The organism is Metapseudomonas otitidis, assembly GCF_011397855.1.
In the GTDB taxonomy this organism is placed as follows: Bacteria; Pseudomonadota; Gammaproteobacteria; order Pseudomonadales; family Pseudomonadaceae; genus Metapseudomonas; species Metapseudomonas otitidis.
Window position 1 is genome coordinate 3,496,357 of the sequence record NZ_AP022642.1, and the last position, 26,226, is coordinate 3,522,582.

Annotated in this window: 19 protein-coding genes; 9 read left to right on the top strand and 10 right to left on the bottom strand. The window is 69.4% G+C overall.

The window, feature by feature from the left end:
* The first annotated feature begins 45 nt into the window (after positions 1-45).
* Together PotMrB4_RS15860 and PotMrB4_RS15865 are read left to right on the top strand one after the other, a co-directional pair.
* Positions 46-960, top strand: a complete 915-nt coding sequence (locus tag PotMrB4_RS15860; protein WP_172433877.1) for an AraC family transcriptional regulator — start codon at positions 46-48, stop codon at positions 958-960.
* 84 nt (positions 961-1,044) lie between these two features.
* Positions 1,045-1,428, top strand: a complete 384-nt coding sequence (locus tag PotMrB4_RS15865; protein WP_172433878.1) for a hypothetical protein — start codon at positions 1,045-1,047, stop codon at positions 1,426-1,428.
* An 11-nt stretch (positions 1,429-1,439) separates the two neighbouring features.
* Here PotMrB4_RS15865 and PotMrB4_RS15870 read toward each other — a convergent pair whose 3' ends face one another.
* Positions 1,440-3,905: a glycogen/starch/alpha-glucan phosphorylase gene (locus PotMrB4_RS15870; RefSeq protein WP_172433879.1), complete on the bottom strand. Its 2,466-nt coding sequence runs from the start codon at positions 3,903-3,905 to the stop codon at positions 1,440-1,442.
* A gap of 15 nt (positions 3,906-3,920) precedes the next feature.
* Positions 3,921-4,313 carry a DUF2513 domain-containing protein gene (locus tag PotMrB4_RS15875; RefSeq protein ID WP_082078088.1) on the bottom strand — a complete coding sequence of 131 codons (393 nt, stop codon included), beginning with the start codon at positions 4,311-4,313 and terminating at the stop codon, positions 3,921-3,923.
* Positions 4,314-4,518: 205 nt separating this feature from the next.
* Between PotMrB4_RS15875 and PotMrB4_RS15880 the strand changes: the two genes are divergently transcribed.
* Complete coding sequence (locus tag PotMrB4_RS15880) at positions 4,519-4,893, top strand: Rho termination factor N-terminal domain-containing protein (RefSeq protein ID WP_172433880.1); 375 nt, start codon at positions 4,519-4,521, stop codon at positions 4,891-4,893.
* Positions 4,883-5,383, top strand: a complete 501-nt coding sequence (locus PotMrB4_RS15885; RefSeq protein ID WP_172433881.1) for a DUF3203 family protein — start codon at positions 4,883-4,885, stop codon at positions 5,381-5,383. Before PotMrB4_RS15880 ends, PotMrB4_RS15885 begins: the two co-directional genes overlap by 11 nt.
* A gap of 48 nt (positions 5,384-5,431) precedes the next feature.
* On the opposite strand, the gene glgB is transcribed toward PotMrB4_RS15885, so the two are convergent.
* The 3 genes from glgB to PotMrB4_RS15900 are packed head-to-tail and all read right to left on the bottom strand — an operon-like array spanning position 5,432 to position 11,223.
* The gene (gene glgB / locus PotMrB4_RS15890; RefSeq protein ID WP_172433882.1) at positions 5,432-7,618 is read right to left on the bottom strand and encodes a 1,4-alpha-glucan branching protein GlgB; all 2,187 of its coding nucleotides are present in this window, start codon (positions 7,616-7,618) and stop codon (positions 5,432-5,434) included.
* Positions 7,611-9,212: a putative maltokinase gene (locus tag PotMrB4_RS15895; RefSeq protein ID WP_172433883.1), complete on the bottom strand. Its 1,602-nt coding sequence runs from the start codon at positions 9,210-9,212 to the stop codon at positions 7,611-7,613. The genes glgB and PotMrB4_RS15895 overlap by 8 nt, the downstream gene beginning before the upstream one ends.
* 10 nt (positions 9,213-9,222) lie before the next feature.
* A complete protein-coding gene (locus tag PotMrB4_RS15900; protein ID WP_172435100.1) occupies positions 9,223-11,223 on the bottom strand; it encodes an alpha-1,4-glucan--maltose-1-phosphate maltosyltransferase in 2,001 nt (666 codons plus the stop codon).
* 198 nt (positions 11,224-11,421) lie between these two features.
* Here PotMrB4_RS15900 and PotMrB4_RS15905 point away from each other — a divergent pair, with 198 nt between their 5' ends.
* From PotMrB4_RS15905 to gcvT, 5 genes are all read left to right on the top strand, one after another.
* Positions 11,422-12,945, top strand: a complete 1,524-nt coding sequence (locus tag PotMrB4_RS15905) for a sigma-54-dependent transcriptional regulator (protein ID WP_044399610.1) — start codon at positions 11,422-11,424, stop codon at positions 12,943-12,945.
* 509 nt (positions 12,946-13,454) lie between these two features.
* The gene (gcvH, locus tag PotMrB4_RS15910; protein ID WP_044399613.1) at positions 13,455-13,829 is read left to right on the top strand and encodes a glycine cleavage system protein GcvH; all 375 of its coding nucleotides are present in this window, start codon (positions 13,455-13,457) and stop codon (positions 13,827-13,829) included.
* Positions 13,830-13,841: 12 nt separating this feature from the next.
* A complete protein-coding gene (gcvP, locus tag PotMrB4_RS15915; protein ID WP_172433884.1) occupies positions 13,842-16,709 on the top strand; it encodes an aminomethyl-transferring glycine dehydrogenase in 2,868 nt (955 codons plus the stop codon).
* Positions 16,710-16,862: 153 nt separating this feature from the next.
* Positions 16,863-18,239 carry an L-serine ammonia-lyase gene (locus PotMrB4_RS15920; RefSeq protein WP_142008623.1) on the top strand — a complete coding sequence of 459 codons (1,377 nt, stop codon included), beginning with the start codon at positions 16,863-16,865 and terminating at the stop codon, positions 18,237-18,239.
* Positions 18,240-18,312: 73 nt separating this feature from the next.
* Positions 18,313-19,437 carry a glycine cleavage system aminomethyltransferase GcvT gene (gcvT, locus tag PotMrB4_RS15925; protein ID WP_172433885.1) on the top strand — a complete coding sequence of 375 codons (1,125 nt, stop codon included), beginning with the start codon at positions 18,313-18,315 and terminating at the stop codon, positions 19,435-19,437.
* A gap of 89 nt (positions 19,438-19,526) precedes the next feature.
* On the opposite strand, the gene PotMrB4_RS15930 is transcribed toward gcvT, so the two are convergent.
* The 5 genes from PotMrB4_RS15930 to PotMrB4_RS15950 all read right to left on the bottom strand — a co-directional run bounded on the left by PotMrB4_RS15930 (position 19,527) and on the right by PotMrB4_RS15950 (position 26,130).
* Positions 19,527-20,138 (bottom strand): LysE family translocator, encoded by a 612-nt coding sequence (locus tag PotMrB4_RS15930; protein WP_044399629.1) that lies wholly within the window; start codon positions 20,136-20,138, stop codon positions 19,527-19,529.
* 70 nt (positions 20,139-20,208) lie between these two features.
* Positions 20,209-20,961: a substrate-binding periplasmic protein gene (locus tag PotMrB4_RS15935; protein WP_172433886.1), complete on the bottom strand. Its 753-nt coding sequence runs from the start codon at positions 20,959-20,961 to the stop codon at positions 20,209-20,211.
* 12 nt (positions 20,962-20,973) lie between these two features.
* Complete coding sequence (locus PotMrB4_RS15940; RefSeq protein ID WP_172433887.1) at positions 20,974-22,638, bottom strand: ATP-binding protein; 1,665 nt, start codon at positions 22,636-22,638, stop codon at positions 20,974-20,976.
* Positions 22,635-24,185 carry a DUF3369 domain-containing protein gene (locus tag PotMrB4_RS15945; protein WP_172433888.1) on the bottom strand — a complete coding sequence of 517 codons (1,551 nt, stop codon included), beginning with the start codon at positions 24,183-24,185 and terminating at the stop codon, positions 22,635-22,637. Before PotMrB4_RS15945 ends, PotMrB4_RS15940 begins: the two co-directional genes overlap by 4 nt.
* Before the next feature lie 136 nt (positions 24,186-24,321).
* Positions 24,322-26,130: an ABC transporter ATP-binding protein/permease gene (locus PotMrB4_RS15950; protein WP_142008610.1), complete on the bottom strand. Its 1,809-nt coding sequence runs from the start codon at positions 26,128-26,130 to the stop codon at positions 24,322-24,324.
* Positions 26,131-26,226: the final 96 nt, after the last annotated feature.

Here is a 26,226-nt window from a genome sequence, read left to right on the forward strand (position 1 = left end):
AATATTCTAAAGTCGCTATCACTTGCTCCTGAGTCTTTCCCTTAGATGAAGTCATCCAGCCCCCTGGTCGATTGGTTATTAGAGAACCTCGAACTCGACACCAGCCTCTTCCACGTCGGCCGTTACTGCGGCGGCTGGCACGCCAGCACCCAGGGCCTGGCCCGCGCCAGCTTCCACCTGGTGGTGCAGGGGCATTGCTGGCTGCACCTGGACGACGGCAGCGAGGCGCTGCGCCTGGAGGGCGGCGACGCGGTGTTCCTGCTGCGCGACCTGGCCTACCGGCTTTCCGGCGAGGCGACGGCGGAGGCCGCCCGCGCCCAGCCGAAGGGCACCATGCAGGCCCTGGAGCCGGCCGCCGGGGATGGCGTGGGGCTGGTGTGCGGGTTCTTCCACTTCCGCCAGGGCTTGTCGGCGCTGATCGTCGAGTCGCTGCCGCCGTGGATCGTGCTGCGCAGGGGCGACCCCTCCCTGGCTGCTGCGCGCAGCCTGTTCGAGCTGATCCTGCAGGAGTGCGCGCGCCTTCCGGCGCCCTCGCCGGCCCTGCTGGAGCGCCTCAGCCACCTGCTGTTCCTCTACGTGCTGCGCCAGCAGGTGACGGACAACACCCGCCTCGGCGGGCTTGCCGCGCTGGCGCGCCAGCCAGCCTTCGCTGGGCTGCTGGAACAGTTGATCGCCCAGCCCGGACGCGCCTGGAGCCTGGAGGAGATGGCGGCCTGCACCGGGCTGTCGCGCTCGGCGTTCTTCAAGCGCTTCCAGGAGCTGGCGGGGGAGTCACCAGGCCACGTGCTGCTGGCATTGCGCATGCGCCAGGCGTGCCGCCTGCTGGACAACGGGCGGATGGTGGCCGAGGTGGCGGATGCCGTCGGCTACCAGTCGGTGGCGGCCTTCACCCGCGCCTTTCACAAGGTCACCGGGGTGCAGCCGGGGGCGTACCGCAAATCGTCGGGGCAGCGCGGCTAGGCGACCACCCGGCGGCCGGCTGAAACCCCGCGCCGACCAGGCAGCTCTACCGTTCGGACCCGCCACGCCGAGAGGAGCCGCCCCATGGATCAGCCCCCGCACGACCTGCATGCCCTCCTGCAACAGATCGCCCGCCCGCTGTTCGAAGACGCCACACGCCACGCCCGCCAGGCAGGGCTGGAAGCGGTGGTGCGCGACGAAGCCAACAGCGTGGGGCCCGCCCTGTGCCTGGAGGTGGCACGCCCCGGCGAGCGGCCCAGCCGCTACCGCCTGCTGGGCGACACGGCGGCCGCACGGGTACGCCATGAATGCTTCTTCGCCGACGCGGGGGAGACGCGGCGCCTGGAAGCGGCGCCGGCCTCGGTCAACGAGACGGTGCTGGATACCCGCCTGGCGGCCTTCTTCCGCGAGGCCTTCGGGCTGTCCCTGGACTACACGGCCGAGCGGCGCCAGGCGGGTTTCTGGTAACACCCGCCAGATCAATCCCGCCGGGTCGGCACCTGCCAGATGTCCGCTGCGTACTCGCCGATGGTGCGGTCGGAGGAGAACCACCCGGCCCGCGCGGTGTTCAGCACCGCCGAGCGCCACCAGCGGTCCGGGTCCTGCCAGGCGGCGTCGACCCGGCGCTGGGCGTGCCAGTAGGCGCTGAAGTCTGCGCAGAGCATGAAGCGGTCGTGGTGCACCAGGCCGTCCACCAGGCCCTGGTAGCGGCTCGGGTCGTCCGGTGAGAAGACCCCGCTGCGGATCGCCTCCAGGGCGGCGGCGAGGCGGTCGTCGGCGGCGACCACGGCCTGCATGTCCAGGTCGCCCGCGCGCACCCGCTGCTCCACCTGGCTGGCGGTGAGGCCGAAGATGAACATGTGCTCGGCGCCGATCAGCTGGCTCATCTCCACGTTGGCGCCGTCCAGGGTGCCGATGGTGAGCGCGCCGTTGAGGGCGAACTTCATGTTGCTGGTGCCGGAGGCTTCCAGCCCGGCGGTGGAGATCTGCTCCGACAGGTCGGCGGCGGGGATGATGGTCTCCGCCAGGCTGACGTTGTAGTTGGGCAGGAACACCACCTTCAGCAGGCCACGCACCGTGGGGTCGGCGTTGACCGTGCGGGCGATGTCGTTGGCCAGCTTGATGATCAGCTTGGCCTGCTGGTAGCTGGCGGCGGCCTTGCCGGCGAACACCTTGACCCGGGGCACCCAGTCGGTGGCCGGCTCGTTGCGGATGGCCTGGTACAGGGCCACGGTGTGCAGCAGGTTGAGCAGCTGGCGCTTGTACTCGTGGATGCGCTTGACCTGCACGTCGAACAGCGCGGTGGTGTCCAGGGTGATGCCCAGGCGCTCCTGCACCAGGGCCGCCAGCGCGGCCTTGCTCTGCTGCCGCTGGGCGGCGAAGCGCTTGCGCAGGCCCGGCTTGGCGGCCCAGGGCTCGAGGTTGCGCAATTGGTGCTCGGGCTGGTCCAGCAGGGATTCGCCGAGGGTTTCCACCAGCAGCGCGGTGAGCCCGGGGTTCACCTGGTAGAGCCAGCGGCGGAAGGTGATGCCGTTGGTCTTGTTGCTGATGCGCTCGGGGTAGAGCCGGTGCAGGTCGCGGAACACCGTCTCGCGCATGAGGTCGGTGTGCAGCGCCGAAACGCCGTTGACGCTGTGGGAGCCAAGGAACGCCAGGTTGCCCATGCGCACCCGCCGGCCGTGCTCCTCGTCGATCAGCGAGACCGCGCGCAGCAGCGCGAAATCATGCTCGCCGGCGGCGCGCAGGGCGTCGATGTGGAAGGCGTTGACCAGGTAGATGATCTGCATGTGGCGCGGCAGCAGCCGCTCCATCAGCGACACGGGCCAGGTCTCCAGCGCTTCGGGCAACAGGGTGTGGTTGGTGTAGGACAGCGTTGCCACCGTCATGCCCCAGGCCTCGTTCCAGTGCAGGCGGTGCTCGTCCACCAGTTGGCGCATCAGCTCGGCCACGGCGATGGCCGGGTGGGTGTCGTTGAGCTGGATCGAGGCCTTCTGCGGCAGGCTGCGAATCTCGCCGTGGGCCTGCATGTGGCGGTGCAGCAGGTCCTGCAGGGAGGCGGAGACGAAGAAGAACTCCTGGCGCAGGCGCAGCTCCTGGCCGGCCTCGGTGCTATCGGCCGGGTACAGCACCCGCGAGATGCTCTCGGCGCGCACCACGTCGGCCACGGCGCCGAAGTGGTCGCCGGCATTGAAGCGTTCCAGCTGCAGGTCCTCCATGGCCCGGGCCCGCCACAGGCGCAGGGTGTTGACGCTGGCGCCGCGCCAGCCCACCACGGGGGTGTCGTAGGCGATGGCACGCAGGGTCTCGGCGGGCTGCCAGACCTGGCGGGTGGCGCCGCCCTCCTCTTCGAGGGTCGTCACGCTGCCGCCGAAACCGATGCCGTAACTCACCTCGGGCCGTTCGAACTCCCAGGGGTTGCCGAAGTCCAGCCAGGTCTCGGTCTGCTCCTGCTGCCAGCCGTCGGTGATGACCTGGCGGAACAGCCCGTGCTCGTAGCGGATGCCGTAGCCGTGGGCGGCCAGGCCGAGGGTGGCCATGCTCTCCATGAAGCACGCGGCCAGCCGGCCGAGGCCGCCGTTGCCCAGTGCGGCGTCGGGCTCCACCTGGCGCACTTCGTCGAAGGACACGCCGAGCCCGTCCAGGGCTTCGCGGGCGGTCTCCAGCAAGCCGAGGTTGCTCAGGCAGTCCACCAGCAGGCGGCCGATGAGGAACTCCAGGGAGAGGTAGTAGACGCGCTTGTGGTCCCGGCGCGCCTGCCCGGTGCCGGCTTCCTCCCAGTTGTCCACCAGGTGGTCGCGGGCGGCCAGGGCCAGGGCCTCGAACCAGTCGTGGCGGTAGGCGCTGCCGGGGTCCTTGCCCACGGCGTAGCGCAGCTTGTCGAGGATGCGCTGGCGAAAGGCGTCCACCTCCGGGCGGGTGGCCGGGGCGTCCTGCTCTGCACTCATGGGGGCTCTCCCGGGTCAGTCGATGCGGGCGTCGGCGTGGGCCACGCGCAGGCGGCGGGCCTCGGGGATACGGGGCGGCAAGCCCTGGGCCAGCAGGCCGTCGAGGGTGATGGCGCCTTCGCGGGCCAGCAGGTCGGCCTTGCGCGCCGCCCAGGTGGCGTCGTCACCCAGGCGGTCGAGCAGGTCGTGCCCGGCCAGGGTCAGGCCGGTGGCGATCATCACCGGCTCGCCATTCCAGGGGTGGTGCGTGGCGCATTCCACCAGCCCGCCTTGGGCCAGCAGGTGCAGGTGATGGGCCACCTGCGCGGCCGAGTGCCCGTCCCAGGCGCGCGGCGCGAAGTGCCGCCCACCCTCCAGCGCCTCGACGGCCATCAGCAGGCTGCGGATGAGGTCCCAGTCTCGTTTCATGGTGAAGTTCCTTCTGCCGAATCACGGGGTTTCGCGGCTCCCTTGGGTGAGTCCCCCTGCAGCGCCGGAAGGTTCAACCTGCTTTCAGGGCGGCGGGACCATCGGTCGAGCGGCGCCGCAGATCACCGGAACTCGCCCGCAGCGCCACCGCTCCCACCCTGTAGCGGGCCTCGCCCCGGAGGCCCGGAAACAGGAGGAGACCGCCATGCCACGCGGCAGCAAAGACGCCTACACCGACAAGCAGAAGCGCAAAGCCGAGCACATCGAGCAGAGCTACGAGGACAAGGGCGTGGCGCCCAAGGAAGCTGAGGCCCGCGCCTGGGCCACGGTGAACAAGCAGTCCGGCGGCGGCGAGAAGTCCGGCTCCGGCACCCGCAAACCGGCCACGGCCAAGCGCGCTGCGCGGCAGTCCTCGGCCCGCCAGGCGGCCGCCACCCGCCAGGGCGTACCGCGTCCGGGCCAGTCCCTGGAAGACAGCACCCGCGCGGACCTGATGATGCGCGCCCGGGACCTGGGCATCGCCGGGCGCTCGCGCATGCGCAAGGCCGAGCTGATCCAGGCGATCCGACATGCGGCCTGAGCCGCGCCGTCCATCACCGGCTGGCCGCCTGGCGTTGTGCGGCGTCGGTGGCTGGCTGCTGGTGCGCGGCGCCCTGCGTGGCGGCCCGCTGGGGCTGCTGCAGGCCGTGCTGGGCGCCGCCGCGCTCTATCGGGCGGCCACCCCGCCAACCCGGCCGGCCCGGCCAGCGGGTGACCACCCCGTGCTGGACCCGCGCCAGGGCATCCGTACCCCGTTCCAGAGCCGCCCACAGCCGGTGCGGCTCCCAGGCCTGCTGAAGGAGGCTCCCATGAGCATCAGTTACGACGTCGACGCCGGTACCTGTTCCATCGAACTCAACGGCAACCATTGCGAACTGCCGATCCGCGACGTGGTGGTCACCACCGACGAGGGGCTGCGCGCCTCGGTGATCCACTGCACGGCGGGCACCGCCCTGCTCACCGAAGATCAGGCCCAGGCGCTGATCGGCGCCGGGGCCCGGGACGAGCGCTTCAACCTGCTGGCGGACTGACCCGCCCTGCCCCCGCCGGCACGCCGCCCGGGCGACGTGCCGGCAGGCTCAGGCCGGCTTGAGCACCAGGCTGCCCAGGGGCGGCAGGTCCAGCACCAGCGCATGGGCCTGGCCGTGGCTGCCGCCCTCCACGGTGGCGGCTTCGGCCAGGGTGCCGGCATGGGAACCGGCGAAGGCATCCGCATCGCTGTTGAGCAGCACCCGCCAGCGCCCGCCCACGGGCACGCCGACCCGGTAGCCCGGGCGCGGCACCGGGGTGAAGTTGTGCACCACCAGCAGCGGGCCGCCCTCGCGGTCGCGGCGCAGCCAGGCGTACACGCTGTTGACCGAGTCGTCGCCGATCAGCCACTGGAAGCCTTCGGCCTGGCCATCCAGCTGGTGCAGGGCCGGTTCCTCGCGGTGCAGGCGGTTGAGGGCGGCCACCAGGTCGCGCACGCCCTGGTGCTCGGCATAGCGCAGCAGGTACCAGTCCAGCTCGCCGTCGTGGCTCCATTCCCGCCACTGGCCGAACTCGCAGCCCATGAACAGCAGCTTCTTGCCCGGGTGGGTCCACATGAAGCTGAGGTACAGCCGCAGGTTGGCGAACTTCTGCCAGCGGTCGCCGGGCATCTTGTCCAGCAGCGAGCGTTTGCCGTGGACCACCTCGTCGTGGGAGATGGGCAGGATGAACTGCTCGGAGAAGGCGTAGAGCAGGCCGAAGGTGAGCTGGTGGTGATGGTGGCTGCGGTGCAGCGGGTCTTCGGCGATGTAGCGCAGGCTGTCGTGCATCCAGCCCATGTTCCACTTGTAGGCGAACCCCAGGCCGCCTTCGCGCACCGGGCGGCTCACGCCCGGCCAAGCGGTGGACTCCTCGGCGATGACCAGCGCACCGGGCGCCTCGGTGGCGACCACGTCATTGAGGTGGCGGAGGAAGTCGATGGCCTCCAGGTTCTCCCGCCCGCCGTGGCGGTTGGGGATCCATTCGCCCTGCTTGCGCGAGTAGTCGCGGTAGAGCATGGAGGCCACCGCATCCACCCGCAGGCCGTCGATGTGGTAGACGCGCAGCCAGTGCAGCGCGGAGGCCATCATGAAGCCGTGCACCTCGTGGCGACCGAGGTTGTAGATGTAGGTGTCCCAGTCCTGGTGGAAGCCCTCGAAGGGGTGCGCGTACTCGTAGAGCGCGGTGCCGTCGAAGCGCGCCAGGCCGTGCTCGTCGGTGGGGAAATGCGCCGGCACCCAGTCGAGGATCACCCCCAGGCCGGCCTGGTGGCAGGCGTCGACGAAGGCGGCGAAATCCGCCGGGCTGCCGTGACGGGCGGTGGGCGCGAACAGCGACAGCGGCTGGTAGCCCCAGGAACCGCCGAAGGGGTGCTCCATGATCGGCAGCAGTTCGAGGTGGGTGAAGCCCATCTCCAGGGCATAGGGGATCAGCTGCTCGGCCAGGGCCTGCCAGTGCAGCACCGGCCCTTCCGGCCCACCCTCGCGGCGCCAGGAGCCGACGTGGACCTCGTAGATCGACAGCGGCCGGTCATGGGCCTGTGCGCGGCTGCGCTCGGCCATCCAGGCCTCGTCGTGCCAGTGGAAGGCCAGGGGCTCGGCCACCACCGAGCCGGTGGCGGGCGGGTGCTCGGTGGCCAGGGCCAGCGGGTCGGCCTTCAGCGGCAGCACGCCATGGCTGCCGAGGATCTCGTACTTGTAGACCTCCCCCGGTTGCAGGCGCGGCACGAACAGCTCCCACACGCCCGTGGGGTGACGCAGGCGCATGGGGTGGCGACGGCCATCCCAGCCGTTGAACCCGCCTACCACCGAGACGCGCCGGGCATTGGGCGCCCACACGGCGAAACGCACGCCCTCGACGCCTTCGTGTTCCACCCGCTGGGCGCCGAAGACCTGGCCGAGTTCACGGTGGTTGCCTTCGGCGAACAGGTAGAGGTCCATCTCGCCCAGGCAGGGGCCGAAGCTGTAGGGGTCCTCGGTTTCCTGCACACCGCCGGCCCAGTGGATGCGCAGGCGGTAGCGGCCCTGGCCGCTCCAGGGGGCGCTGAACAGGCCGGGCGTGGCGGCCGGCTGCATGGGCACGGCGCCCTGCTCGTCCAGCAGCTCCACCTGCAGGGCGCCGGGCAGGTAGGCCCGCACCCGCCAGCCATCGGCCACGGGGTGCGGGCCGAGCCAGGCGAAGGGGTCGCCCTGCTCGGCCCGCACCAGGGCCTGGATGGCGTTGCGTTCGGCATCCGCGCCGACAAGGGTCTCACTCATGGGTCACTCCGGGGTCTTGGGTCAGCGCCACCAGGCCGCGCAGCGGCACGGCGAGCCAGTGCGGGCGGTAATGGGCTTCGTAGAGGATTTCGTAGGCGGCCTTCTCGATGCCGAACAGCGCGAGGGCGGCCTGCTCGCCGTCCCGCTCGAACCAGGCGTGGGGCAGCCCGGCGGCGGCGATGCGGTAGGCCTCCAGGCAGGCGCGGCCGGCTTGCTGCCGGTAGCGCTCGGCCAGTTGCCGGCGCAGGGCTGCGGCCTGGGGCGCGTGGTCCGCCACCCCGTCACCCCGCACCAGCATGGCGGCGGCGTAGTCGAACGAGCGCAGCAGGCCGGCGACGTCCTTGAAGGGGCTGTGGCGGGCCCGGCGTTCGGCCAGGCTGCGGGTGGGTTCGCCTTCGAAGTCGATGAAACAGGCGTCGCCGTCCTCCACCAGCACCTGGCCCAGGTGCAGGTCGCCATGGACGCGGATCAGCAGCCCGCCGGCGCTGCGCCGGGCGAGGGTCTCCACCTGCTGGTGCAGGGTATCGCGACGCTGCAGCAGCCCTGCGGCCAGGGCCGCCGTCTCGGGATCGAGGGCGGCGCGGTGGTCCTCCAGCGCCGCCAGTGCCGCGTCCAGCTGGGCCACCACGCTGCGGGCCCAGGCCTCGGTGGTGGCGGCATCGCTTTCCAGCGGGCCGAAGTCGGCCTCGTCGGAGGGGCGTGCCAGCACACTGTGCAGCTCGCCCAGGCGCCGGCCGAGCACCCCGGCGAAGGCCTGCAGGGTGCGCAGTTCGGTTTCGGCGGCCTGCTCACCCCCGGCATCCGCCGCCAGGGCGTTGCGCAGGGCGCGGTCGAGGTGCTCCAGGGTCCATTGCCAGGCATCGCCCTGATTCGGCCGGAAGGCCTGCAGCACGGCCAGGGTCCGGGCAGCGCCGTCGGCGTCCACCCGGCGCACCTGGCCCAGCAGCGCCGGGACGTGGGCGAAACCCTGGGCGGTGAGGTAGGCGCCCATCTCCGCCTCCGGGTGCAGGCCGGGCAGCACCCGGCGCAGCAGCTTGAACATGTAGCGCCCGTCGATCACCGCCGAGCTGTTGGACTGTTCCGCCGAGAGCACCTTGACCGGCGCCCCCTGCCAGCCGGGCAAGGCGCCGGCAGCGGCCACCGGCAGCCAGTGCAGCTCGCCTCCGGCCACGGCGCGCACGGGCTCGCGGGCCAGGTCATCGATCCAGCGGGTGATGAACGCTGGCACGCCGAAGCCCTCCATCATCACACCGTCGCGCCCGTCCAGGCGCAGGCGGGCCACGGCGCCGCGCAGGGCATCGGAGGCGCCGGCGGCCTGTTCCAACGGCACGAAGACCAGGGGCACGGGGTAGCTGGCAGGGTCGCCGGGCACCTCCACTTCCGCCAGCACGGCCGGCAGCTCTGCGTCGCCACAGGGCAACAGGTACAGCAGCCGGGCGGCATCGGCACGGGTACCGGGGTACCAGCGGCGGCTCGGCAGCCAGCCTTGCAGGGCCGCCTCCAGGGCAGCCGGTGGGAGGTCGGCCAGGCTGCCGTCCAGGGTCAGGGTGGGCAGGTCGGGCGGGGTCGCGGGAGCCGGTTCGGGCCTGGGCATGGCGGTGTCCTCAGTCCTGGGGGCGGATGCGCCAGATGCCGAATGGCAGGCGCCAGGGTTCGATGCGCATCCACTGGACCTTGCCGTGCCAGGTCCAGGTGTGGCCGTTCATCAGGTCTTCGCCCCGGGTCATGGCGTCGTCGGGCAGGCCCATCTCCCACAGCGGCAGCTCGAAGTGCGCCTCCTGGGCCTGGTGCGGGTCGAGGCTGATGGCCACCAGGACGAAGTTGTCGCCGTCGGCGCTGCGCTTGCCGAAGTAGAGGATCTGGTCGTTCCAGGCGTTGTAGACCTGCAGGCCGAGGTGGCTCTGCAGGGCCGGGTTCTCCCGGCGGATGCGGTTGAGCTGGGCGATCTCGGCGACGATGTTGCCGGGCGCCTGGTAGTCCCGGGCGCGCAGCTGGTACTTCTCCGAGTCGAGGTACTCCTCCTTGCCGGGCACGGGGGCGGACTCGCAGACCTCGAAGCCGGAATACAGCCCCCACAACCCCGAGCCCATGGCCGCCAGCGCGGCACGGATGAGGAACGCCGCGCGCCCCTGGCCCTGCAGGTGGAAGGGGTTGATGTCCGGGGTGTTGACGAAGAAGTTGGGCCGGTAGCAGTCCCGCAGCGGCGGCTGGTTGAGTTCGAGCAAGTACTCGGCCAGCTCGGCCTTGGCGGTGCGCCAGGTGAAGTAGGTGTAGCTCTGGGAGAAGCCCAGTTTGCCCAGGCGCGCCATCATCGCCGGGCGGGTGAAGGCCTCGGCGAGGAAGATCACCTCCGGGTGGCGACCGCGCACTTCGGCGATCAGCCATTCCCAGAACGGCAGCGGCTTGGTGTGGGGGTTGTCGACGCGGAACAGCGTGACGCCCGCCTCCACCCAGCCCAGCACCACGTCGCGCAGGGCCAGCCAGAGGTCGGGCTGGGCCTCGCGGGCATAGAAGTCGACGTTGACGATGTCCTCGTACTTCTTCGGCGGGTTCTCGGCGTGGCGGATGGTGCCGTCGGGGCGCCAGCTGAACCAGCCGGGGTGCTGTGCCAGCCAGGGATGGTCGGGGGAGCACTGGATGGCGAAGTCGAGGGCGATCTCCAGGCCGTGCTCACGGGCCGCCTGCACCAGCGCGAGGAAGTCGTCGCGGCTGCCGAGCTGGGGGTGGATGGCCTCGTGCCCACCCTCGGCGCTGCCGATGGCGTAGGGGCTGCCGGGGTCGTCCGGACCGGCCTCCAGGGCGTTGTTCGGCCCTTTGCGGTGGGTGCGCCCGATGGGGTGGATGGGCGGGAAGTAGAGCACGTCGAAGCCCATGGCCTGGATCGCCGGCAGCCGCTCGATGACGTCGCGGAAGGTGCCGTGGCGCTGGCCGTCGTTGGCGGCGGAGCGCGGGAACAGTTCGTACCAGCTGGCGAACTCCGCCCGCTTGCGCTCCACCTCCAGGGGGAACAGCGGGCTGCACACCCGGTGCGGGTGGGCCTGGACCCGGTCCACGGCCGCGCGGGTTTCCGGTGCCAGCAGCAGCGCCACGCGCTCCTCCACCGACTGGGTGGCCTCCACCGCCTCGATCAGCGTGCGCAGCGCTTCCACCTGCTCCGGCGGAGCCTGGGCCGCGACCCGCTCCAGGTGGGCCACTCCTTCGCGCAGCTCCAGCGCGATGGAGACGCCGGCGGCGTGTTTCTTCGCCAGTTCGTCGCAATAGCTGGCGTACAGGTCCCACCAGGCCTCCACGGCGAACACCACGCGGCCGACACCGGGCGGCACGAAGCGGGCCTGCCAGTGGTCGTTGCCCAGCGGCTGCATGGGCTCCCGCTGCCATTGGGCCTCGCGGGACTCGCGCCACAGCAGGTGGGCCGCCAGCTTGTCGTGGCCATCGGCGAAGATCACCGCGCTCACCGTGCGCGGCTCGCCGGCGATGGCCTTGGCAGCGAAACGGCCGCCATCCACCACCGGCTCCACCGCCTCGATGGCGATGCGCGGGCAGGCCAGGGCTTCTTCCAGGGACAGCGCGCCGGTCAGGCGCGCCACGGATTCGGCAGGGTGCATGGGAAACATGGACGGGCTCCTTGTGGCCGGCGCGCAGCGGGCCGACCCACGGCCGCGCCGGTTGGCGGGAATCTGCTAGTTCCGAGCCCGGGCCGTCGGCAAAGTTCGAACTGATTGCGCCACCCCGGCACCACCCGGGCATGGCTCCGGCCCGGCGGGAGCGGCATAATCCCCGCTCCTTCGTACGGCCCGGTTTCCATGCGCATTCACGTCACCTTCATCGATCGCGTCGGCATCACCCAGGAAGTGCTCGCCCTGCTCGGCGGACGCAACCTCAACCTGGATGCGGTGGAGATGGTGCCGCCGAACGTCTACATCGACGCGCCGACCCTGAGCCCCGAGGTGCTGGACGAGCTGCGCGAGGCCCTGCACAAGGTGCACGGCGTGCAGGACGTGACGGTGGTGGACATCCTCCCCGGCCAGCGCCACCGCCTGCAGCTGGATGCGCTGCTGGCGGCGATGACCGACCCGGTGCTGGCGGTGGACGGCAATGGCCGCGTGCTGCTGGCCAACCCGGCGCTGGTGGCGCTGTACGGCGAGGAACCGGCCGGCATCACCCTGGCCCAGCTGTTCGGCGACGAGAGCCTGCACGAGGTGCTGCGCGAGCAGGGCTTCCGCCTGCCGCTGCGGGAAATCCAGCTCAAGGGCCAGGCGCTGCTGCTGGACGCGGTGCCGATCAACGAGGGCGAACGCCTCACCGGGGCGCTGCTGACCCTCTACCTGCCCAACCGCATCGGCGAGCGCCTCTCGGCCCTGCACCACGACCACGCCGAGGGCTTCGACTCGCTGCTGGGCGACTCCCAGCCCATCCGCACCCTCAAGGCCCGTGCCCTGCGGGTGGCGGCCCTGGATGCGCCCCTGCTGATCACCGGCGAGACCGGTACCGGCAAGGAGCTGGTGGCCCGGGCCTGCCACGCCGTCAGCGCCCGGCGCAACCAGCCGTTCCTGGCGCTGAACTGCGCGGCCCTGCCGGAGAACCTCGCCGAAAGCGAGCTGTTCGGCTATGCCCCGGGCGCCTTCACCGGTGCCCAGCGCGGCGGCAAGCCGGGCCTGCTGGAGCTGGCCAACCAGGGCACGGTGTTCCTCGACGAGATCGGCGAGATGTCGCCCTACCTGCAGGCCAAGCTGCTGCGCTTCCTCAGCGATGGCTGCTTCCGCCGGGTGGGCGGCGACCGCGAGGTGAAGGTGGACGTGCGCATCCTCAGTGCCACCCACCGCAACCTGGAGAAGATGGTGGCCGAGGGCAGCTTCCGCGAGGACCTGTTCTACCGCCTCAACGTGCTCAGCCTGGACGTGCCGCCGCTGCGCGAGCGGGAGCAGGACATCCTCCTGCTGGCGCGCTTCTTCATGCAGCAGGCCTGCACCCAGATCCAGCGGCCGCCGTGCCGGCTGGCACCCGGCACCTACCCGGCGCTGCTGGGCAACCGCTGGCCGGGCAACGTGCGCCAGCTGCAGAACGTGATCTTCCGTGCGGCCGCCATCTGCGAGAGCAACATCGTGGAGATTGGCGACCTGGACATCGCCGGCACCGCCGTGGCCCGACAGAGCGACGGCGAAGTGAACAGCCTGGAAGAGGCCGTGGAGAACTTCGAGCGCGGCCTGCTGGAGAAGCTCTTCGCCAGCTACCCCTCCACCCGCCAGTTGGCCGCCCGGCTCAAGACCTCCCACACCGCCATTGCCCACCGACTGCGCAAGTACGGCATCCCGGGCAAGAACGCATGAGCGACCTTGCGAATCACTCGTAAGCGATTGATTTTCAAACAATAAAACCACTACTCAAGAGCAGCCTTCGCCACTGCTGGCGGCCGCCTGCCTGGGGCTGCGAGCGCGCGCCTGGCAGCCTCGGGGGCTCGCAGCGCCCCAACCCAACAACCCACATCAGATAGTCATCCTATCTAATTGTTTTTATTGGATTTTATTTAGACTTTTTACTCGAACGTATCGATTTCGCTACAGCGTATCGAATTCGCAACAAATCCTTTGAAAGCCCCATCACGCCTGGATTGCGCGCACATGGCCGGTCGGTCACCGCGAGAGCCGTAGCGATTTCGCTACACGCACGAAAAGATTTCACATCAATAAAACATCATATCTATTTGTTTTTATTGAATTTTTATTCGATGGCATCCGCCTTGCTATGAGGCGCCCAGACAGCACGGGGCGACGCTCCGTGCCGGGGGTCCCTATCAGCGCCCGGCAAAGAACCGGGCCACCGCATCGAGGAGTTACCAATGAGCCAATTGCGCTTTACCGCTGATCACGAATGGCTGCGCCTGGACGCAGACGGCCTGGTCACCGTCGGCATCACCGACTTTGCCCAGGACGCCCTCGGCGACGTGGTCTTCGTTCAACTCCCCGAACTGCAACGCTACGCCAAGGGCGAGGAAGTCGCCGTGCTGGAGTCGGTCAAGGCCGCCAGCAACATCGTCATGCCGCTGGACGGCGAGGTGGTGGAAGTCAACGGCGAGCTGCCCGACACCCCCGAGCAGGTCAACGAGGACCCGCAAGGCAAGGCCTGGTTCTTCCGCATGCGCCTGGACGATGCCGGTGCACTGGATGGCCTGCTCGACCAGGCCGGCTACGATGCTTTGGTGAAGAACGCCTGAGGAACACCCGCCATGCCCATCCAGACCCGTTCCCTCGACACCGCCAACGAGTTCATCGCCCGCCACATCGGCCCGCGTGAGGCCGACATCCAGGCCATGCTGGACCTGCTCGGCCACAGCGACCTGGAAGCCCTGACCGCCAGCGTCATCCCCGAGTCCATCAAGGACAGCAGCGTGCTCGACCTGGCCCTGCCCGGCCAGGGCGAAGCCGAGGCCCTCGCGGCCATCAAGGCCATCGCCGCCAAGAACCAGCTGCTGCGCAACCACATCGGCCAGGGCTACTACCCCTGCCACACGCCGAGCCCGATCCTGCGCAACCTGCTGGAAAACCCGGCCTGGTACACCGCCTACACCCCCTACCAGCCGGAGATCTCCCAGGGCCGCCTGGAATCCCTGCTGAACTTCCAGACGCTGATCAGCGACCTCACCGGCCTGCCCATCGCCAACGCCTCCCTGCTGGACGAGGGCACCGCCGCCGCCGAGGCCATGACCTTCTGCAAGCGCCTGTCGAAGAACAAGGCCAGCAACGCCTTCTTCGCCTCCCGTCATTGCCACCCGCAGACCCTGGACGTGCTGCGCACCCGCGCCGAGCCCCTGGGCATCGAAGTGGTGGTGGGCGATGAGCGCGAGATCAGCGACGTTTCCGCCTACTTCGGCGCGCTGCTGCAGTACCCCGCCACCGACGGCGACATCCATGACCACCGCGACCTGGTGGAGCGCCTGCACGGCGCCAACGCCCTGGTGGCGGTCGCGGCCGACCTGCTGGCCCTGACCCTGCTGACCCCGCCCGGTGAGTTCGGTGCCGACGTGGCCCTGGGCAGCGCCCAGCGCTTCGGCGTGCCGCTGGGCTTCGGCGGCCCGCACGCGGCCTACTTCGCCACCCGCGATGCGTTCAAGCGCGACATGCCCGGCCGCCTGGTGGGCGTGTCCATCGACCGCCACGGCAAGCCCGCCCTGCGCCTGGCCATGCAGACCCGCGAGCAGCACATCCGCCGCGAGAAGGCCACCAGCAACATCTGCACCGCCCAGGTGCTGCTGGCCAACATCGCCAGCATGTACGCCGTCTACCACGGGCCCCAAGGCCTGACCCGCATCGCCAAGCGCGTGCACCAGCTCACCGCCATACTCGCCGAGGGCCTGGCCCAGCTGGGCCACAGCGTCGAGCAGCAGCACTTCTTCGACACCCTGACCCTGGCCACCGGCGCCCGTACCGCCGAGCTGCACGCCAAGGCCTGCGCCCGGGGCATCAACCTGCGCGAGATCGATGACCAGCGCCTGGGCCTGTCCCTGGACGAGACCACCACCCAGGCCCATGTGGAAGAGCTCTGGGCGCTGTTCAGCGACAGCCAGGCCATGCCGGCGTTCGACGCCCTGGCCGGCACCGCCGCCAGCCGCCTGCCCGCCGCCCTGCTGCGCCAGTCGCCGATCCTCAGCCACCCGGTGTTCAACCGTTACCACTCGGAAACCGAGCTGATGCGCTACATGCGCAAGCTGGCCGACAAGGACCTGGCCCTGGACCGCAGCATGATCCCGCTGGGCTCCTGCACCATGAAGCTGAACGCCGCCAGCGAGATGATCCCGATCACCTGGGCCGAGTTCGGCAACCTGCACCCCTTCGCCCCGGCCGAGCAGTCCCAGGGCTACCAGCAGCTGACCCAGGAGCTGGAAGCCATGCTCTGCGCCGCCACCGGCTATGACGCCGTGTCGCTGCAGCCCAACGCCGGCTCCCAGGGCGAGTACGCCGGCCTGCTGGCCATCCGCGCCTACCACCTGAGCCGTGGTGACGACCAGCGCGACATCTGCCTGATCCCGCAATCGGCCCACGGCACCAACCCAGCCACCGCCAACATGGCCGGCATGCGCGTGGTGGTCACCGCCTGCGACGCCCGTGGCAACGTCGACATCGCCGACCTCAAGGCCAAGGCCGAAGAGCACCGCGACCGCCTCGCCGCGATCATGATCACCTACCCCTCCACCCACGGCGTGTTCGAGGAAGGCATCCGCGAGATCTGCGAGATCATCCACGCCAACGGCGGCCAGGTGTACATCGACGGCGCCAACATGAACGCCATGGTCGGCCTCTGCGCCCCGGGCCAGTTCGGCGGCGACGTGTCCCACCTGAACCTGCACAAGACCTTCTGCATCCCCCACGGCGGTGGCGGCCCGGGCGTCGGCCCGATCGGCGTCAAGGCCCACCTGGCCCCCTTCCTGCCCGGCCACGGCCATCTGGCGCGCAAGGAAGGCGCGGTCAGCGCCGCGCCCTTCGGCAGTGCCAGCATCCTGCCCATCACCTGGATGTACATCCGCATGATGGGCGGCGCCGGCCTGCGTCGCGCCTCGCAGCTGGCGATCCTCAACGCCAACTACATCGCCCGTCGCCTGGAAGAGCACTACCCGGTGCTCTACACCGGCACCAACGGCCTGGTGGCCCACGAGTGCATCCTCGACCTGCGACCGCTCAAGGACAGCAGCGGCATCAGCGTCGATGACGTGGCCAAGCGCCTGATCGACTTCGGCTTCCACGCCCCCACCATGTCCTTCCCGGTGGCCGGCACGCTGATGATCGAGCCCACCGAGAGCGAGTCCAAGGAAGAGCTGGACCGCTTCTGCGACGCCATGATCCGCATCCGCAACGAGATCCGCGCGGTGGAGACCGGCGCGCTCGACGCCGAGGACAACCCGCTGAAGAACGCCCCGCACACCGCGGCGGAGCTGGTCGGCGAGTGGGCCCACCCCTACAGCCGCGAACAGGCCGTGTACCCGACCGCCAGCCTGGTGGAAGGCAAGTACTGGCCGCCGGTGGGCCGGGTCGACAACGTCTATGGCGACCGCAACCTGGTCTGCGCCTGCCCGTCCATCGAGGCCTATCAGGACGCCTGACCGGCCCGTGAAGGTGGGAGCGAGTTCATTCGCGAATGAATTCGCTCCCACGACCGCCTTGCGCTTCAACGGTCGGGCCGCACGGCCCGGCCACCCCAAGTGTCTACGCTGACCCAATAACAACGAGCACGAACCAGGCTCAGGAGCGACACCATGTCCCTCAGCGTCTTCGACCTGTTCAAGATCGGCATAGGCCCTTCCAGCTCCCACACCGTCGGCCCGATGCGGGCGGCTGCCCGCTTCGTCGAGGGCCTGCGGCGGGAGCACCTGCTGGCCAGCACCACCAGCCTCAAGGTGGAGCTGTACGGCTCCCTGGGCGCCACCGGCAAGGGCCACGGCAGCGACAAGGCCGTGCTGCTCGGCCTGGAGGGCGAGCAACCGGACACCGTCGACACCGAAGCCGTGGAGGCCCGCCTGAAGGCCATCCGCGACAGCGGCGAGCTGCGCCTGGGTGGCGAGAAGCCCATCCGCTTCGTGGAGAAGGAGCACCTGGCGCTGATCCGCAAACCCCTCGACTTCCACCCCAACGGCATGATCTTCCGCGCCTTCGACGCGGCCGGCCTGCAGTTGCGCGCCCGCGAGTACTACTCGGTGGGCGGCGGTTTCGTGGTGGACGATGAGGCCGCCGGGCGCGACCGCATCGTCGAGGACCAGACGCCCCTCGCCTACCCCTTCAAGACCGGCAAGGAACTGCTCGCCCACTGCGCCGCCAGCGGCCTCTCCATCAGCGCGCTGATGCGCGAGAACGAGAAGGCCTGGCGCAGCCCCGAGGAGACCAGCGCCGGGCTGCAGCGCATCTGGCAGGTGATGCAGGACTGCGTGAAGGCCGGCTGCCGCAAGGAGGGCATCATGCCTGGCGGGCTCAAGGTCAAGCGCCGCGCCGCCGCGCTGTTCCGCCAGCTCAGCGAGCGCCCGGAGGCCGCCCTGCGCGACAGCCTGACGGTGCTGGACTGGGTCAACCTCTACGCCCTGGCGGTGAACGAGGAGAACGCCACCGGCGGGCGCGTGGTCACCGCGCCCACCAATGGCGCGGCGGGCATCGTCCCGGCGGTGCTGCACTACTACACGCGCTTCGTCCCGGGCGCCAATGACGAAGGTGTGGAGCGCTTCCTGCTCACCGCCGCCGCCATCGGCATCCTCTACAAGGAGAACGCCTCCATCTCCGGCGCCGAAGTGGGCTGCCAGGGCGAGGTGGGCGTGGCCTGCTCCATGGCCGCCGGCGCGCTCTGCGAAGTCATGGGCGGCAGCGTGCAACAGGTGGAGAACGCCGCCGAGATCGGCATGGAACACAACCTGGGGCTGACCTGCGACCCGGTCGGCGGCCTGGTCCAGGTGCCCTGCATCGAACGCAACGCCATGGGCTCGGTGAAGGCCATCAACGCCGCACGCATGGCCCTGCGCGGCGACGGCCAGCACTTCATCTCCCTCGACAAGGTGATCCGCACCATGCGCCAGACCGGGGCCGACATGAAGAGCAAATACAAGGAAACCGCTCGCGGCGGCCTCGCCGTGAACATCATCGAATGCTGAGTGCCGGTCCGTCGGGCGCCCAGCGCCCACGGACCCTCAATCGGTGCGCGCGGCGCACCTACAGGAAGACGGAATGACCACTGAAACCCTCGCCAAGACCCCGCTGCACGCACTGCACCTCGAACTCGGCGCGAAGATGGTGCCCTTCGCCGGCTACGACATGCCGGTGCAGTACCCCCTGGGCGTGCTCAAGGAGCACCTGCACACCCGCGACCAGGCCGGGCTGTTCGACGTCTCCCACATGGGCCAGATCCGCCTGCGCGGCAACCACGCCGGCCAGGCCCTGGAAACCCTGGTGCCGGTGGACATCATCGACCTGCCGGTGGGCCTGCAGCGCTACGCGGTGTTCACCGATGCCAACGGCGGCATCCTCGACGACCTGATGGTGGCGCGCCTGGCCCCGGATGAGCTGATGCTGGTGGTCAACGCCGCCTGCAAGGACCAGGACCTGGCCCACCTGCGCCAGCACATCGGTGACCAGTGCGAGATCGAACCGCTGTTCGAGGCCCGCGCCCTGCTGGCCCTCCAGGGCCCGGCTGCCGCCGACGTGCTGGGCCGCCTGGCCCCGGAAGTGAAGAAGATGACCTTCATGCAGTTCGGCAGCGTGCGCCTGGAAGGCGTGGAGTGCTACGTCAGCCGCTCCGGCTACACCGGCGAGGATGGCTACGAGATCTCCGTGCCCGCCGACAAGGCCGAGGCCCTCGCCCGCACCTTGCTGGCCCAGCCCGAAGTCCAGCCCATCGGCCTCGGCGCCCGCGATTCGTTGCGCCTGGAAGCCGGCCTGTGCCTGTACGGCCACGACATGAGCAGCGCCACCACCCCCATCGAAGCCAGCCTCGGCTGGGCCCTCTCCAAGGTGCGCCGTGCCGATGGCGCCCGCGCCGGCGGCTTCCCGGGCGCCGAGCGCATCTATGCGCAGCAGCGCGATGGCGTGGCGCAGAAGCGCGTCGGGCTGCTGCCCCAGGAACGCGTACCGGTGCGTGAAGGTGCGGAAATCGTCGATGCCGACGGCGCGGTGATCGGCCGCGTCACCAGCGGCGGCTTCGGCCCCAGCCTGGGCGGCCCCGTGGCCATGGGCTACCTGCCCGCCGACAAGGCCACGCTGGACAGCGACGTCTGGGCCATGGTGCGCGGCAAGCGCGTGCCCATGAAGGTCGCCCGTACCCCCTTCGTGCCGCAGCGCTACTACCGCGGCTGACGCTTTACCCTCGATGCCCCACCGGCGGCCCCTCGCCGGCCCGGGGCCTTCAGGCGGCGGGTCTACCGCCGCCTTTTCTTATCCTCGCCTCAACGCGTCAGCGGCAACGCCAGCCCCGCCATCCCGAACAGCCCGCCGCACACCTGGTTGAAGCGCCGGCCGCTGCGCGCCAGCCAGGGGCGGACGCGGTGGGCCAGGCGGGCGAGCAGGTACTCCACCACGCATTCGATGATCACGAAGGTCAGGGTCATGACCACGCACTGCAGCCACAGGGGCCGTGCGGGGTCGAGGAACTGGGAGACGAAGGCGCCGAAGAACAGGATCACCTTGGGGTTGGACAGAGCCGAGAACATGCCCTGGCGGAACAGGCTGAGGTTGCTGCGCCGGCCGACCTCGGTGCCGGCGTCCAGCTGGATGCCGGGCGAGCGCCAGAGCTGGATGCCGAGCCAGATCAGGTACAGGCCGCCGGCCACCTTGAGCAGGGTCAGTGCCTGGGCGGAGGCTTTGAGCAGCGCGCCGATGCCGAACATGGACAGCGCCATCAGCAGGGCGAAGCCGAGCGCGCCGCCGCTGATGGTGAACAGCGCCCGACGGTGCCCATGGAGGGCGCCATGGGACAGTGCCAGCAAGGCGTTGGGGCCGGGTGTTAGGGACAGGCCGAGGACGGCCAGCAGGTAGATCAACCAGGTATGCAAGGCCATCGGGTGGGGCTCCAGGGCAGGCGCGAGGCGCCAGTCTAGCGAGCCTCCCTGGGCAGCGCGAGGCCGACATTCACTCCCGGTAGCGCTGCTGGAAGTCGGCGAGCATCTTCTGGTAGCGCCCCGTGCTGCGCAGGGCCTGCAGGCCCTTCTCGAACATAGCCGCGAGCCGCGCCCCATCCGGGTTGACCTTGGAGAAGGCCAGCCAGAAGCCATCCTCCTGCATCAACCCCACCTGTTTCACCCTGCCCCGAAATTCGCCGCTCTGCTGGATGCGCATCAAGCCGGGCATGGTGTTCATCAGGATGTAGTCGACACGCCCCGCCGCCAGCATCTGCAGCAGCTGCGCATCGGAGTTGGCGGTGAAGCGCTCGATGGCCGGGTTCTCCATGAAGGCCGTCGGGTAGGTGTAGCCGTTGGTGATGCCGACGCTGTGGCCGTCGAGGTCGGCGGTCTTCAGGTCCTGCCGGGGTTCGTCGGCGCGACCGAAGATGGCCAGGCCTTCCTTGAACAGCGGGGTCGGGTGCCAAACGTATTGGTCGCGGTTGGCGTCGGTGATGGTGACGTCGAAGCAGGCCACGGCCTGCTTGCCCTCCTCTGCCAGCAGCAGGCAGCGGGAAAACGGCACGGTGAGGAACTGCACCTCCACACCCTGGGTGGCGAACGCCTCGCGCACCAGCTCCGGTGCAAAGCCTTCAGGTTCTTTGCTGTCGAAACGCTTGGAAGAATAAGGTGCCCAGTCGTCCTCGGCAGCGATCACCACCATTTCGGCCGCCACCGGCCCAACACAGGCAGCCAGCACGACTGCCAGGAGCCATGCTTTCATCACGCCCCTCCTCTATTGGCGCGGGCCGGCGGGCCCGCCATTGGCCTCCACCAGTTGGCTCGGCAGCTCGCGGGGCATCCAGATCTGGAAGTGCACGCCGGCACCGGGAGCGGACTCGAACTTCAACCGGCCGTTGAGCTTGCGGGTGATCAGGTTGAAGACGATGTTCAGGCCCAGGCCGGTCCCACCCTCGCCGCGCTTGGTGGTGAAGAAAGGTTCGAAGATGCGCTCGTGCAGCTCCGCCGGTACGCCGCTGCCGTTGTCACGGTAGTCCAGCAGGACCTCGTCGCCCTCAGCCTTCAGGGACAGGACGATGCGCGCGGCCTGGGTCTCGGAGAAGGCGTGGCGCACGCTGTTCATGATGAGGTTGGCCACCACCTGGGTGAGCACGCCAGGCAGGCTCTGCATGGTCAGCTCGGCGTCGCAGTCCAGCACCGGCTCCACCGGCACCTTGCGGGTCTCGGGGTGCAGGCTGGTTATCAGGGCCTCCAGCACCTGGCGCACCTGGAACTGGCAGCGGGCTTCGGACACCTGGTCCACGGCGGTCTGCTTGAAGTTGGCGATCAGCCGCGCGGCGCGGCCGATGTTGTGGTCGAGCATGGTGCTGCTGTCCTGGGCGCGCTGCAGCAGGCTGCGGAAGGCGTCGCTGGTCAGGGTCTGGGCCTGGAACTGGCTCTGCAACTCGCCCAGCACCTCTCCCAGCACCGAGGAGGCGGTGACGGCGATGCCCAGCGGGGTGTTCACCTCATGGGCCACCCCTGCCACCAGGCCGCCCAGTGCCGCCAGCTTCTCGGACTGGATCAGCTGCCCCTGGGCTTCGCGCAGCTGGCACACACTTTCAGTCAGCTCGCGGGTCCGCTCGGCGACGGTGGACTCCAGCTGGTCGGAGTAGGCCTTGAGCTTCTCCTCCCCTTCGCGCACCTGCCGCAGGTTGTCACCGAGGGCCTGCAGGTGCTGGTTGGTGGCGCGCACCAGCACGCCGATCTCGTTCTCGGCGTGTCCGGCGGGCTCGCTGAGGCGGGCGTTCTCCGGGGCGGCGATGTCCACCCGGGCAATGGAGAAGATCAGCTGGCGCAACGGACGGGTGACCCAGATATAGAAGATCAGCAGCAGGATCAGCGAGATGGCCAGGGCATAGACCAGGCCGCTGACCAGGGTCACCACGGCGCGGTGGAGGAACTCGCCGCCGTAGGGGAAGGTGTCCACTTCCACCAGCAGATCACCCAGCCAACCGGCCGCGCCGATGCCGAGCTTCTCGGTGGACAGGCGCAGTTGGTAGTGGCGCGTCATGCCGAACAGCATGTCGTTGAGGGCGCGGCCTTCGGTCTGCGTCAGGCTGCGGGAACGGTCGGCGAACAGCTTGCCTTCCGGCAGCATGATCCGTGCGCCGACCACGCCGCGCTGCTCGAGCATGCCCTTGAGCAGGTCGTCGGCGGTGCTCTGGTCGAGGCTGAACACCACGGTGGTGGCCGGGTCGCGCACCAGGCCGAACAGGGCCTGCACGTCCGCGTCCGGCAGGTCACGGCTGCGCTCGTAGTCCAGCGCGATCTGCACCAGGCTGACCACCAGGCCCAGCGCCACCGCACAGACCAGGGTCAGGCGCAGCAGGCTGGCGGAAAGGCTGCGCCCGACCACGACCTGGCCTTGCTCGGGGCCGACAGGTGGCGCAGCGGTCATGGGTGGTGCTCGTCCGGGTCGTCGGGGTACTGGTCACGGATGGCGAAGAAGGCGTCCTGGTGCTCCAGCAGCAGGTCCACCAGGCGAGGCTCGAAATGCCGGCCGCGCTCGGAGCGGATCAACTCCAGCACCTCTTCCCGGGGCCAGGGCTCCTTGTAGGCGCGTCGGGAGCACAGGGCGTCGAAGACGTCGGCCAGGGCGATGATCCGCCCAGCCAGTGGAATGGTGTCCCCGGCCAGGCCCTGGGGGTAGCCGTTGCCGTCCCAGCGCTCGTGGTGGTTGCCGGCGATCTGCGCGCCCACCTGCATCAGCAACCGGCGGGAGCGCTGGAGGATGGCCACGCCGTAGTCGACGTGCTTCTTCATCACCACCCACTCGTCGGGGTCGAGCTTGCCGGGCTTGTGCAGGATGGCGTCGGGAATCGCCACCTTGCCGATGTCATGCAGCGGCGAGGCATGCTGGATCAGGTACACCTCGCGCTCCGGCAGGCCGTAGAGCCGCGCCAGCATTTCGCTGAACAGCGAAACGCGCTGCACGTGGGCGCCGGTCTCCTTGCTGCGCACCTCCACGGCGTTGGCCAGGGTGTAGACCAGCTCCTTGGAGGTTTCCTGCAGGTCTTCCAGCAGGTTGATGTTCTCGAAGGTGATGGCCACGTTGCGCATGTAGATTTCCAGCAACTGCCGGTCCAGCTCGCTCAACGGCTCCAGGTGGGTGACGTAGAGCAGGCTGGCGCCGCCGCGCTCGTTGCTGTGATAGAGCACGTAGGCGTCGTCGTAGTGGCACGAGGCTTTGGCCTCCAGCACCTGGCGGAAGCGCTCGGCGACATCACCAGGCAGGGTCTGCAGCGAGTCGTCGGCCTGGTAGCTGTGGAACTCGCCGGTGGCGGCCAGGGTGCGGGTCTGTTCGTGCCCTTCCCCGGGGCAGACCATGCAGTACAGCGCCGACTGCCCCAGGTGCAGCAGGGTGGTCAGTTGCTCCAGCACCGTGGAGGAGAACACCTTGAGGGTCGCGGCGTTCTGCACCTTGGCGCAGGCCTCCAGCACGTGGCTCAGGCCCCGGCGCTGGGCCTCGATCACCCCCAGGTCGCGGTACGAGCGCAGCATTGAATACAGCAGCGTGCGCAGCTTCTGGGTGGTGAGCTCGGTCTTTTCCTTGTAGTCATCCACCTCGTATTCGCGGATGACCCGGTCCTCCGGCGCCTGGCCGGCCTGCCCGGTGCGCAGCACCAGGCGCGTCATGCGGTTGTTGCAGGTTTCCCGCAGGTAGCGCACCAGGTCCAGCCCGGCGTGCTCGGTTTCCATCACCACGTCGATCAGCGCCAGGGCGATGTCGTCCCGTGACTTGAAAATGTCACGGGCCTGGGCGGCGGAATAGGCGGGAACCAGCTCCAGGGGTCGCCCCTGGAACTCGAAGCCGCTCAAGGCGAGCCGGGTGACGGCGTGTACCTCGGCATCATCGTCCACCACCAGCACGCACCACGGCGGGATCGGCCGGGGAGCAGACGGCGGTGAATGGGTTGAGGAGGGAGAATCGGCGAAGAAGTCCATAGCACTCATCCTGGACAAGGCCCAATGCCAGCAGCATAGACGGCCCGGATGGAGTGACTGGATTTTTTGCGTGTAAGCCGCTGCGCGGCGGCCTTAGGACGCCCCGGAAGCCGTCTGACTCCCGGGGCGCGAGGGGTCAGGCGAGGTCGCCGGCCTGCTCGCGCAGGGCCCAACCGCCCTGCCCGTCCACGTCCAGGCGGTGGGTATGGAACTGCGCCAGGGTGGCGCGGTGGCCGACGCTGACCAGCAGCGTCTCGTCCAGGTGCTCGCGCAGCAGCGAGTAGAGGGCATGCTCCAGGCCTTCGTCCATGGCCGAGGTGGACTCGTCGAGGAACACCACACGGGGCCGGTTGAACAGCACCCGGGCGAAGGCCAGGCGCTGCTGCTCGCCGATGGAGAGGATGCGCGTCCAGTCCTGGCTCAGCTCCAGCCGCTCGGCCAGGTGCGCGAGGTTGACCTGGCGCAGCGCCTGCTTCAGGCGTTCGTCATCCTCGGCCACGGCGGTATTGGGGTAGGCGATGGCGGTGCGCAGGTCGCCCAGGGGCAGGTACGGGCGCTGGGAGAGGAACAGCGCCTGGTGCCCGCCGGGGCGGTACACGGTACCTTCGGCATAGGGCCAGAGCCCCGCCAGCGCCCGCAGCAGGGTGGTCTTGCCGCTGCCCGAAGGCCCCTTGATCAGCAGCGCCTGGCCCGGCACCAGCTCCAGCGCCAGGTCGGCCAGCAGGCGGTGCCCGTCGGGGCGCAGCACGTCGAGACTTTCGATGCGCAGGCCATCGGCGGCCTCATGGGTGTCCACCTTGGGCAACTCTCGGGCCTGCTGGTTGGCATCGAGGAAGCCAGTGAGACGGTCCAGGGTCGCGCGGTACTGGGCGAAGGTGTCGTAGGAGGTGCGGAAGAACGACAGCGAATCCTGCACCTGACCGAAGGCCTGGGAGGTCTGCATCACATCACCCAGCTTGATCGCACCGCTGAAGAAGCGCGGCGCCTGGAGAATGAACGGGAAGACCACCGCCACCTGGCTGACCACCAGGTTGAAGCCGTCGAACTTCAGGCTCCGGTAGACCATGGCCCAGACGTTGCCGATGAGCGCACTGAAGCGTCCCAGCAGCGTGCCGCGCTCGATGGCGGTGCCCTGGTAGAAGGCCACGTTCTCGGCGTACTCGCGCAGGCGCATCAGCGCATAACGGAAGTTCGCCGTGAGCTTTTCGTTGAGGAAATTCAGCCGGATCAGCGGCCGGCCGAGGCGGAAGGCGATCCAGGTGGCGATGATCACGTAGATGTACACCGCGAAGACCATGGCCCGGGGGATCTCCAGCCCACCCACCGTCAGCGGTGCCGACAGGCCCCAGAGGATGCCGGTGAAGGCCACCAGCGACACCAGGGCACTCACCGCACCCAGGGCCAGGGACACCGAGCCGGTGACGAAGGCGTTGACGTCCAGCTCGATGCGCTGGTCGGGGTTGTCCACCGGCTCGTCGAGGAACTGCCCGCGGTAGTAGGCATCACCGTTCATCCAGTCACCGGTCAGGCGCTCGGTGAGCCAGACCCGCCAGCGGATGTTGAAGGCCTGGGTGAGGTAGTAATTGAACAGCGCCCGCAGCACGTGGATGGCCGCCAGCACCGCGAAAATGCCGAGGAAGTACCAGAACGCTGTCTGGTCCAGGCCCTGCAACGCGCTGTAGAAGCCGTTGTACCAGAACGAGAACAGCACGTTCATGCGCACCGAGAACAACGCCATCACCAGCAGCAGGGTGAAGACCAGCAGCGGCTTCCAGCTGCGTTTGGGGCTGAGGTAGGGGCCGGCGACCTGCCAGAACTGACTGCCCCAACGGGTGAATCGAACCGCCAGCGCAGCGGCGGCGGAGAACGCAACGATGGTGACCAGGGACGCGACAGCGAGCCAGCTCAGGCTCTCCTGCAGGGCCTTGCTCCAATCCATTTCCATGCTGGGTATCCGTGCTTCGGGGGAAGGGGACGACGCGGTCGGGCCGGAGCCCGACCCAGGCCACCGAAGCGAGGCGGTGGCGCTGTGTCGGCGCGC